General features: G+C 41.1%; 9 protein-coding genes and 1 rRNA gene. 6 read left to right on the plus strand and 4 right to left on the minus strand.

The features are described from left to right. Nucleotides 1-66: 66 nt before the first annotated feature. The 3 genes from rsmB to def all read right to left on the minus strand — a co-directional run bounded on the left by rsmB (nucleotide 67) and on the right by def (nucleotide 2,925). Nucleotides 67-1,335 carry a 16S rRNA (cytosine(967)-C(5))-methyltransferase RsmB gene (rsmB, locus tag AACV00_RS15975; protein WP_004249887.1) on the minus strand — a complete coding sequence of 423 codons (1,269 nt, stop codon included), beginning with the start codon at nucleotides 1,333-1,335 and terminating at the stop codon, nucleotides 67-69. A gap of 97 nt (nucleotides 1,336-1,432) precedes the next feature. Then, nucleotides 1,433-2,383, minus strand: a complete 951-nt coding sequence (gene fmt / locus AACV00_RS15980) for a methionyl-tRNA formyltransferase (protein ID WP_004246934.1) — start codon at nucleotides 2,381-2,383, stop codon at nucleotides 1,433-1,435. A gap of 26 nt (nucleotides 2,384-2,409) precedes the next feature. Then, nucleotides 2,410-2,925: a peptide deformylase gene (gene def / locus AACV00_RS15985; protein WP_020946577.1), complete on the minus strand. Its 516-nt coding sequence runs from the start codon at nucleotides 2,923-2,925 to the stop codon at nucleotides 2,410-2,412. A gap of 131 nt (nucleotides 2,926-3,056) precedes the next feature. Here def and dprA point away from each other — a divergent pair, with 131 nt between their 5' ends. The 5 genes from dprA to AACV00_RS16010 are packed head-to-tail and all read left to right on the plus strand — an operon-like array spanning nucleotide 3,057 to nucleotide 6,447. Beyond that, nucleotides 3,057-4,217 (plus strand): DNA-processing protein DprA, encoded by a 1,161-nt coding sequence (dprA, locus tag AACV00_RS15990; protein WP_012368692.1) that lies wholly within the window; start codon nucleotides 3,057-3,059, stop codon nucleotides 4,215-4,217. Between the two features lie 18 nt (nucleotides 4,218-4,235). Continuing rightward, entirely contained in the window at nucleotides 4,236-4,793 is a 558-nt protein-coding gene (locus tag AACV00_RS15995; protein ID WP_017827503.1) for a DNA topoisomerase family protein, read from the plus strand. After that, nucleotides 4,786-5,355: an L-threonylcarbamoyladenylate synthase type 1 TsaC gene (gene tsaC, locus AACV00_RS16000; RefSeq protein ID WP_004249883.1), complete on the plus strand. Its 570-nt coding sequence runs from the start codon at nucleotides 4,786-4,788 to the stop codon at nucleotides 5,353-5,355. Before AACV00_RS15995 ends, tsaC begins: the two co-directional genes overlap by 8 nt. A 7-nt stretch (nucleotides 5,356-5,362) precedes the next feature. Beyond that, a complete protein-coding gene (gene aroE, locus AACV00_RS16005) occupies nucleotides 5,363-6,187 on the plus strand; it encodes a shikimate dehydrogenase (protein WP_004249684.1) in 825 nt (274 codons plus the stop codon). Beyond that, on the plus strand, nucleotides 6,184-6,447 hold the full coding sequence (locus tag AACV00_RS16010; protein ID WP_004249683.1) for a DUF1488 family protein: 264 nt from the start codon (nucleotides 6,184-6,186) through the stop codon (nucleotides 6,445-6,447). The genes aroE and AACV00_RS16010 overlap by 4 nt, the downstream gene beginning before the upstream one ends. Here the strand turns inward: AACV00_RS16010 and AACV00_RS16015 are convergent. After that, nucleotides 6,423-6,986, minus strand: coding sequence for a gamma carbonic anhydrase family protein (locus AACV00_RS16015; protein ID WP_004249682.1), 564 nt, complete (start codon nucleotides 6,984-6,986; stop codon nucleotides 6,423-6,425). The genes AACV00_RS16010 and AACV00_RS16015 overlap by 25 nt on opposite strands. 631 nt (nucleotides 6,987-7,617) lie before the next feature. Between AACV00_RS16015 and AACV00_RS16020 the strand changes: the two genes are divergently transcribed. Continuing rightward, a 16S ribosomal RNA gene (locus AACV00_RS16020) occupies nucleotides 7,618-9,160 on the plus strand. The last annotated feature ends 22 nt before the right edge of the window (nucleotides 9,161-9,182 follow it).

Below are 9,182 nucleotides of genomic sequence, written 5' to 3' on the forward strand. Positions count from 1 at the left end.
GTTAACATCGATCTTGTGTTGGAATAGTAGCTTCTTTTAGATCTGATATCATCTTTTATCAGAAGATCATTTTTTGTTGATCAGCGCATAAAAGAAGCCATCACCGCTATATTGCTCCGGTAAGCATTGATGCTGATAGTCACATTGAGCATCTTGCATTGACGATAAGAAGGCTGCAATTTGTTGGCTATTTTCTTCCGGTAAAATAGAACAAGTAGCATAAACTAATGTGCCCCCTGATTTTAGGTATGGCCATATAGCATGTAATATTTCTTTTTGAATTTGCGCTAACTGAGCTATGTCTTCATTACGACGTAGCCATTTGATATCTGGATGGCGACGTATAACGCCAGTTGCTGAGCAAGGAGCATCAAGTAAGATCCTGTCAAATTGCATATTTGCACACCATTGCTCTGGATAACGTCCATCACCACTTTTGACTGTGGCATGTAGTTTTAAGCGGTTTAGATTTTCTTTAACTCTGGCTAAACGTTGCTCATCGATATCAATGGCGAGAACATGCGCTTTAGGGGCTATTTCTAAGATATGGGTTGTTTTTCCCCCAGGGGCTGCACATAAATCAAGAATTTGTTCGTTATTTTGTGGCGCTAATAATTCTGCACAACGCTGAGCGCTGCGGTCTTGAACAGTGACCCAGCCCTCATTAAACCCTGGTAACAGGTGAACATTACAAGGTGTTTCTAAACGAATAGCATTGGGATGGTGGTCATCGGAGAACGCGCTGATCCCTTCTTTTTCAAGCAGCGCTAAGTACTGTTCACGTGAATGATGTATTTGATTTACCCGTAACCACATTGGTGGCTTTTGGTTATTTCCTTCAATAATACTTTCCCATAGCTCAGGGTAGGCGTTTTTTATTCGTGTAAGTAACCAAGAAGGGTGCAAATAGCGGCTATCATTATTTTGGAAACGTTCCATTAATACATCTTGTTGACGCTGAAATTGGCGTAATACACCGTTAATTAACCCTTTTAATTGTGGTTTTTTCAGTGCGATCGCACCATTAACAGTTTCAGCGAGTGCTGCATGGGCAGGAACTCGAGTATAAAGGAGCTGATATAAACCGACCATAATGAGGTAATGTAAAATTCGTTGTTTACCTTTCAGTGGTTTATCCATTAGTTGTTGGATGATCCATTCTAGCTGGGGTAAGGTACGTAAGGTACCAAAGCAGAGCTCTTGCAAGAGCGCTTTGTCTTTATCTGAAATGTTTTTTTGTAATTCAGGGATCACCGAACTTAATGATAAGCCTTGATCTAAAACTTGAGCTATTGCCTTTGCTGCAATACTGCGTAAGTTGTATGACGTTTTCATAGTGAATTAGCGTTTATATATTGGCCGCCAGAGAAGAATAATATTGGCGTAAAAAAAAGATCCCCCTGAAATATTGTTATTTCAAGGGGTAGTATCATTATTGAATGATTTTCCCAGGGGTAAACCAATCTCTTTTGGAATTTAGGAAATCGGCTGATGCCATAGGTTTTTTACCTGATGGTTGAAGCTTGGTGATATTTAAAATGCCTTCACCTGTTACGATATAAATGCCTGTTTTATCTGCTTTTAATAATGTACCTGGTATTTGATTGGTATTATCCGACGCGATAACTTGCGCTTCCCATACTTTCACCGGCTGATCATCGAGCATAAAAAAGCTCATAGGCCATGGATTAAACGCTCTAATACAACGTTCTATCTGTTGTGCAGATAACGACCAATTAATTTTTGCTTCTTCCTTTGATAGCTTTTCTGCGTAATTCGCTAGGCTATCATCTTGTTTTTCCGCTTTTAACTCACCGCTAATGATAAGATCTAATGTATTAATTAGTGCTTTAGGCCCCAGCTCTGCTAATTTAGCATAAAGAGAAGCACTCGTGTCTTGATGAGTAATTGGGCATGATGCTTTATAAAGCATATCGCCAGTATCTAAACCAACATCCATTTGCATAATGGTGACGCCAGTTTCTGTATCGCCCGCCCATAAGGCACGTTGGATAGGTGCAGCACCTCGCCATTTAGGTAGAAGAGAGCCATGGACGTTTAAGCAACCCAAACGAGGGATATCAAGTACTGCTTTGGGTAAAATCATACCATAAGCAACAACAATCATAACGTCAGGTTGTAGTGCTTTGATCCACTCATGATTCTCTTCTGGTTTTAACGATGTCGGTTGATAAACAGGAATGTTATTAGTTAATGCCAGTTCTTTCACTGGATTAATCGTCAGCTTCTTACCTCTTCCTGCGGGTTTATCTGGTGGCGTTAATACCCCAACAATATGATGTTGAGTTGATAACAGAGCAGCTAAATGTCGGGCTGCAAAGTCGGGTGTTCCCGCAAAGATAATACGTAATGAATCAGACACGTTTTTTTCCTGTTACAAGTAAATCTCTATTGTCCCGCTTTTGCTCTTCTCTTATCGAGCTTTTCAACTTTCTGGCGGATACGTTGGCGCTTTAATGGAGATAAATAATCCACAAATAATTTGCCAACTAAATGATCCATCTCATGTTGAATACAAATAGCGAGTAAGTCATCAGCTTCTAATTCAAAAGGTTGTCCGTTGTAATCAAGCGCTTTTACTTTTACGCGCTCTGCACGAGGCACAAATGCGCGTTGTTCAGGTATTGATAAACAACCTTCCTCTATTCCGGTATCACCTTCCTGATCAAGAAGTTCTGGGTTAATGAGTACCAGTTTTTGATCTCGTGTTTCAGAGATATCAATGACGATGATGCGCTGGTGGATATCCACCTGTGTCGCAGCTAAACCGATACCTTCTTCCAAATACATTGTTTCAAACATATCATCGACAATTTTTTGAATTTCGGCATCAACTTTTTCGACTGGCTTTGCAATGGTGCGAAGGCGCTCGTCTGGATAATGTAATACGTGTAATACTGCCATAATTTATTTGGACTGTTTCTAAAATGTGAATGAGAATTAACGTCTATTCTAGACATTTATTGTCTGGATTGACAGTATTTGCTGAGTTTAGCACTCACCTTGTATGTTAAAAAATAACACTAGGATAATGCATGGATGCCAGAGAAATATGGATAAGACTTAATGTTGTTTCAAGATTGCCAGTAAATAAAGCGATTAAGGTGGTGGAATACTTACAATCATTGACGCAACTAAATCGTAAAGTGTTACTAGAATGTGGCCTATCAGAACAACAAAGTCACCAATTTATGAGGCTTCAGGCAAATTGTGTCAAAAGTACATTAAAGTGGCTAGATAAAAATGAATCATCACTCTTAACAATTTCTGATTCAGATTATCCTTTGCTATTAAAACAAATATCTTCTCCACCTCTTTTGCTTTTTGTTGCAGGTAATAAAGAGCATTTAAAAAGCACACAAATTGCATTAATTGGTAGTAGAGATGCTACACAGTATGGAACTAAGTGGGCGACTTATTTTGCACAACAGCTCGTGAAAAATAAATTCACAATTACAAGCGGGTTGGCGCAAGGAATTGATGGTGTTGGACATCGTAGTGCTTTAAAACATCATGGCGTCACTATTGCTGTATTAGGGAGTGGTTTAGAACAAATTTACCCATCATTTCATCGTCGACTAGCAGAGCAAATCAAAGAGTCGGGTGTTCTTGTTTCAGAGCATCTCCCGATGGCACCTCCTTTAGCTCGTCATTTCCCGCAAAGGAATAGAATTATTAGTGGATTGAGTTCAGCTCTCTTAATTGTAGAAGCTGGCATAAAAAGTGGATCTTTAATCACTGCCAATTATGCTCTACAACAAGGCAAAGAATTGTTTGTGTTACCCGGATTACTCGGTGATTCACACTTTGAAGGAAATCATCAGTTGCTAAAACAGGGGGCGAATTTAGCCTCTTCGCCAGATGATATTATGGAATATTTAAATAGCTCTTTGCAGTGGTTAATCTTTAATCATAATGATGATTTACAGGACGAGCATATCGCAGAGGTTGGCTCAGCTACCAACAATAAAAAAGAGTCCAGCAATATGCCATTAGAAATTGAAAAACTTACACCCACTCAACAGCAATCAATAAATTTGATATTGCCTTTGTTAGGTTTTGATAAAGCTATCCCGATTGATATTATTGCGAATAAGAGCGGTTTATCCACATCAGATTTAGCTCCTCTTTTATTAGAGCTTGAGCTTATCGAAAAAGTCGCTATTGTGGCGGGTGGCTATATTCGATTGGAATAAGTGTTATGAGGTAAGACAATGGCAAAAATAATGCCGTTTACGCATCCATCTGAGCAAGAAAAATGTCCTGAATGTGGCAGTGATTTAATTATAAGAAATGGTGGCCATGGCCCTTTTCTAGGATGTTCTGCTTATCCTAATTGCCATTATATTAAGGCGTTGAAATCTCAAGGCGATGGACAGGTTATTAAAGTATTAGAAGGACAGCCTTGCCAATGTTGTGGCGCAGATTTAGTTTTACGACAAGGTAAGTTTGGCATGTTTATAGGCTGTAGCAATTATCCTGCTTGTGAGCATATAGAACAAATTGATAAACCTGATGAGACTGTGATTCATTGTCCTCAGTGCGAGAAGGGCAAATTATTACAGCGTAAGTCTCGGTTTGGTAAAATATTTTATGCTTGTAACCAATATCCTGAATGTCAATTTGTACTAAATAACAAACCGATTAATGGTGAGTGCGAATATTGTCATTATCCATTATTGATGGAAAAGAGGTCTTCTCAAGGAGTAAGATTAGTGTGCGCCAGCAAATTGTGTGGCAAGCAACAAACAAAAAGAGAAGAACATGAATAACGAAGTATCACCTGTAAATAATACAATTATAGAAGCACTGCAAAATAATCAAGTTATTGCCTATCCAACAGAAGCTGTGTTTGGTGTCGGTTGTGATCCTGATAGTGAAAGCGCGGTAATGGCATTACTTGAGTTAAAACAGAGAGCCATTGAGAAAGGGCTTATTTTAATTGCTGATAACTATGAACAATTAAAACCTTATATTGATGATAACGCATTGACTCAAGAACAGCGAGAGCGGATGTTTGCCTCTTGGCCAGGCCCAATCACTTGGGTTATTCCAGCTAAGTCAACAACGCCAAAATGGCTAACAGGGCGGTTTTCTTCCTTAGCTGTAAGGGTCACGGATCACCCTATTGTGAAAGCATTATGTGTGGCTTATGGCAAACCATTAGTATCAACCAGCGCAAATTTAAGCGGACTTCCTCCATGCCGTAGTGTTGAAGAAGTACAAGAGCAGTTTCGTAATCGAATTGCTATTGTAAATGGCGAGGTTGGTGGCAGAAAAAATCCTTCTGAAATTAGAGATGCACTCACAGGTGAGCTATATCGACAAGGATAATGATGCTATGGAAAAATATGTAGTGATGGGCAATCCCATTGAACATAGTCAATCTCCTTTTATTCATCAGCTTTTTTCGAAACAGTCAGGGATTGATTATGAATATGGGCGTTTACTGGTTCCATTAGGTGAATTTGATAAAGTAGCAACGCAATTTTTTTCTCAAGGTGGACGTGGAGCTAATGTTACCGTTCCTTTTAAGGAAGATGCTTTTCGCTTTGTGGATAAATTAACACAAAGAGCACAAGCCTGTGGTGCTGTTAATACTATTTTAAAATTAGATGACGGCACGTTATTAGGTGATAATACTGATGGTCAGGGCTTAATTCTTGATTTAGCTAGGTTGGATTTTATTATCCCCGGAAAAATATTATCGGTTCTTGTTATTGGGGCTGGTGGTGCTACACGAGGGATATTATTACCATTATTAAATTATAATTGTGATATTACTTTGACTAATCGCACTGTTGAAAAAGCACAACAATTAGCACAAGAATTTAGCCAATTTGGTACAATTAGAGCTAGTGCTCCACAAAATGTTACAGATAAACATTACGATCTAATTATTAACGCCTCTTCATCTAGTATGACGGACGATATTCCACCTATACCTGATAGTGCTTATGGTTTTAAAACTGCTTGTTATGATTTGTATTATAAGGCAGGTATGACTTCTTTTTTATACCATGCATTAAAAAATGGTAGTACACGCTTATCTGATGGCCTAGGTATGCTGGTAGGGCAAGCCGCTTATGCCGTTGAGTTATGGTATGAGCGAGTACCTGATATTAATCCAACAATAAATATTTTAAGAGAAAATTTGAATAAATGAATCAATCCATTCAATTTCCTGATCGTGAGCAGTGGCTTGAAGATCAAAATTGCGTTCTTTTCCCTATCATGGTCAATGGAATGTTATTTGATTGCCAAATCACTGAACAAGAGCTAAAGGCACGCTTTGGTGATAATAGTAATGGTCTTTGTTTGTTTAAACAGCATCGATGGGAAATTGAAGAAGAATTTGAAGAGTTGGCTAAGCTGTATGAAGTGTCAACTCTTCATCCATTTTACTGTTTATCAATGGCGGAATGAGCCGTTGATAAATAGTCGTTCTTCCACTTTACGTAATTATTAGCAGAGTAGATAAAGTGTTGTATTTCTGCGGGCGTGAGTGGGCGGATCTTTTTTACTGGGCTACCTAAATAAAGAAAACCACTTTCTAGTCGTTTACCAGGTGGTACTAGGCTTCCTGCGCCGATCAAGACATTATCTTCAATAATTGCACCATCAAGTAAAATTGATCCCATGCCGACTAATACTCGGTTTCCGATTGTACACCCATGTAACATTGCTTTGTGTCCAACAGTCACATCATCACCGATGATGAGAGGAAAACCATTAGGGGTATTTTCTGATGCATGTGTAACATGTAGCACTGAGCCATCTTGAATATTAGTCCTTGCTCCTACACTGACATAGTTAACATCACCGCGGATCACAACCATTGGCCAAATGCTGACATCTTCACTAAGGCGTACATCACCAATAACAGTGGCTGTCACGTCAATATAAACATCTTTAGCAATGGAAGGTGATAAGTGTAAGTAACTTCTAATAGTGGAATGGCTCATGATTGACCTCATACGAATATTGTGGCGGTACTTTGCTGTAATTGTAATATAGAAAAGCATAGCAGTGAGCAGGTATATCTGACGAGAGAATAATCCAGAGTATTATTTTTAACTGAAATAAATAGCGATGATAATAAAAGTAAGTGGATCGATGATGATCGATAGAAGATAACGAATAGACAAAACGGTTATTGCTAGTATAATTTTTGTGCTACTAGCGGGGTTTTAGTGTCAAAAATAGACGCGTAGCTTAAAAATAGAGCGAACAGAAAAAAAATTGAAATAAATACTTGCGCTAATCTGAGAAGCCCCTATAATGCGCACCCACTGACCGACGATGAGCTGACAACAGCAACGACGGAAAGGGAAGAGAAAAGAAAAAAGTTTGAAAAAACTCTTGACTCTTCAGAGGAATAGCGTAATATACGCCTCCTCGCAACAACGCAGAAGACCGGAAACGGCAGCGATAGTTGCACTGCTCTTTAACAAATTATCAGACAATCTGTGTGGGCACTCGCAGAGACGATATCTTCTAAAAAATTAGATGTATCAAGTCTTGAAGAGTGACTAACAAGTTAATTCATATAATGAATAAGCTAAGTTTTCGATTTCTTTGAGCATCAAACACTTTTAATTGAAGAGTTTGATCATGGCTCAGATTGAACGCTGGCGGCAGGCCTAACACATGCAAGTCGAGCGGTAACAGGAGAAAGCTTGCTTTCTTGCTGACGAGCGGCGGACGGGTGAGTAATGTATGGGGATCTGCCCGATAGAGGGGGATAACTACTGGAAACGGTGGCTAATACCGCATAATGTCTACGGACCAAAGCAGGGGCTCTTCGGACCTTGCACTATCGGATGAACCCATATGGGATTAGCTAGTAGGTGGGGTAAAGGCTCACCTAGGCGACGATCTCTAGCTGGTCTGAGAGGATGATCAGCCACACTGGGACTGAGACACGGCCCAGACTCCTACGGGAGGCAGCAGTGGGGAATATTGCACAATGGGCGCAAGCCTGATGCAGCCATGCCGCGTGTATGAAGAAGGCCTTAGGGTTGTAAAGTACTTTCAGCGGGGAGGAAGGTGATAAGGTTAATACCCTTATCAATTGACGTTACCCGCAGAAGAAGCACCGGCTAACTCCGTGCCAGCAGCCGCGGTAATACGGAGGGTGCAAGCGTTAATCGGAATTACTGGGCGTAAAGCGCACGCAGGCGGTCAATTAAGTCAGATGTGAAAGCCCCGAGCTTAACTTGGGAATTGCATCTGAAACTGGTTGGCTAGAGTCTTGTAGAGGGGGGTAGAATTCCATGTGTAGCGGTGAAATGCGTAGAGATGTGGAGGAATACCGGTGGCGAAGGCGGCCCCCTGGACAAAGACTGACGCTCAGGTGCGAAAGCGTGGGGAGCAAACAGGATTAGATACCCTGGTAGTCCACGCTGTAAACGATGTCGATTTAGAGGTTGTGGTCTTGAACCGTGGCTTCTGGAGCTAACGCGTTAAATCGACCGCCTGGGGAGTACGGCCGCAAGGTTAAAACTCAAATGAATTGACGGGGGCCCGCACAAGCGGTGGAGCATGTGGTTTAATTCGATGCAACGCGAAGAACCTTACCTACTCTTGACATCCAGCGAATCCTTTAGAGATAGAGGAGTGCCTTCGGGAACGCTGAGACAGGTGCTGCATGGCTGTCGTCAGCTCGTGTTGTGAAATGTTGGGTTAAGTCCCGCAACGAGCGCAACCCTTATCCTTTGTTGCCAGCACGTAATGGTGGGAACTCAAAGGAGACTGCCGGTGATAAACCGGAGGAAGGTGGGGATGACGTCAAGTCATCATGGCCCTTACGAGTAGGGCTACACACGTGCTACAATGGCAGATACAAAGAGAAGCGACCTCGCGAGAGCAAGCGGAACTCATAAAGTCTGTCGTAGTCCGGATTGGAGTCTGCAACTCGACTCCATGAAGTCGGAATCGCTAGTAATCGTAGATCAGAATGCTACGGTGAATACGTTCCCGGGCCTTGTACACACCGCCCGTCACACCATGGGAGTGGGTTGCAAAAGAAGTAGGTAGCTTAACCTTCGGGAGGGCGCTTACCACTTTGTGATTCATGACTGGGGTGAAGTCGTAACAAGGTAACCGTAGGGGAACCTGCGGTTGGATCACCTCCTTACCTAAGAGATACGTGTTATGTG

Source organism: Proteus sp. G3927 (genome assembly GCF_963894685.1).
GTDB lineage: Bacteria > Pseudomonadota > Gammaproteobacteria > Enterobacterales > Enterobacteriaceae > Proteus > Proteus mirabilis.

Excerpts from the sequence above, each read along its gene's own strand:
- rsmB (WP_004249887.1), bottom strand. The coding sequence starts at position 1,335 with ATGAAAACGTCATACAACTTACGCAGTATTGCAGCAAAGGCAATAGCT.
- def (WP_020946577.1), bottom strand. The coding sequence starts at position 2,925 with ATGGCAGTATTACACGTATTACATTATCCAGACGAGCGCCTTCGCACC.
- tsaC (WP_004249883.1), top strand. The coding sequence starts at position 4,786 with ATGAATAACGAAGTATCACCTGTAAATAATACAATTATAGAAGCACTG.
- AACV00_RS15995 (WP_017827503.1), top strand. The coding sequence starts at position 4,236 with ATGGCAAAAATAATGCCGTTTACGCATCCATCTGAGCAAGAAAAATGT.
- aroE (WP_004249684.1), top strand. The coding sequence starts at position 5,363 with ATGGAAAAATATGTAGTGATGGGCAATCCCATTGAACATAGTCAATCT.
- dprA (WP_012368692.1), top strand. The coding sequence starts at position 3,057 with ATGGATGCCAGAGAAATATGGATAAGACTTAATGTTGTTTCAAGATTG.
- AACV00_RS16015 (WP_004249682.1), bottom strand. The coding sequence starts at position 6,986 with ATGAGCCATTCCACTATTAGAAGTTACTTACACTTATCACCTTCCATT.
- AACV00_RS16010 (WP_004249683.1), top strand. The coding sequence starts at position 6,184 with ATGAATCAATCCATTCAATTTCCTGATCGTGAGCAGTGGCTTGAAGAT.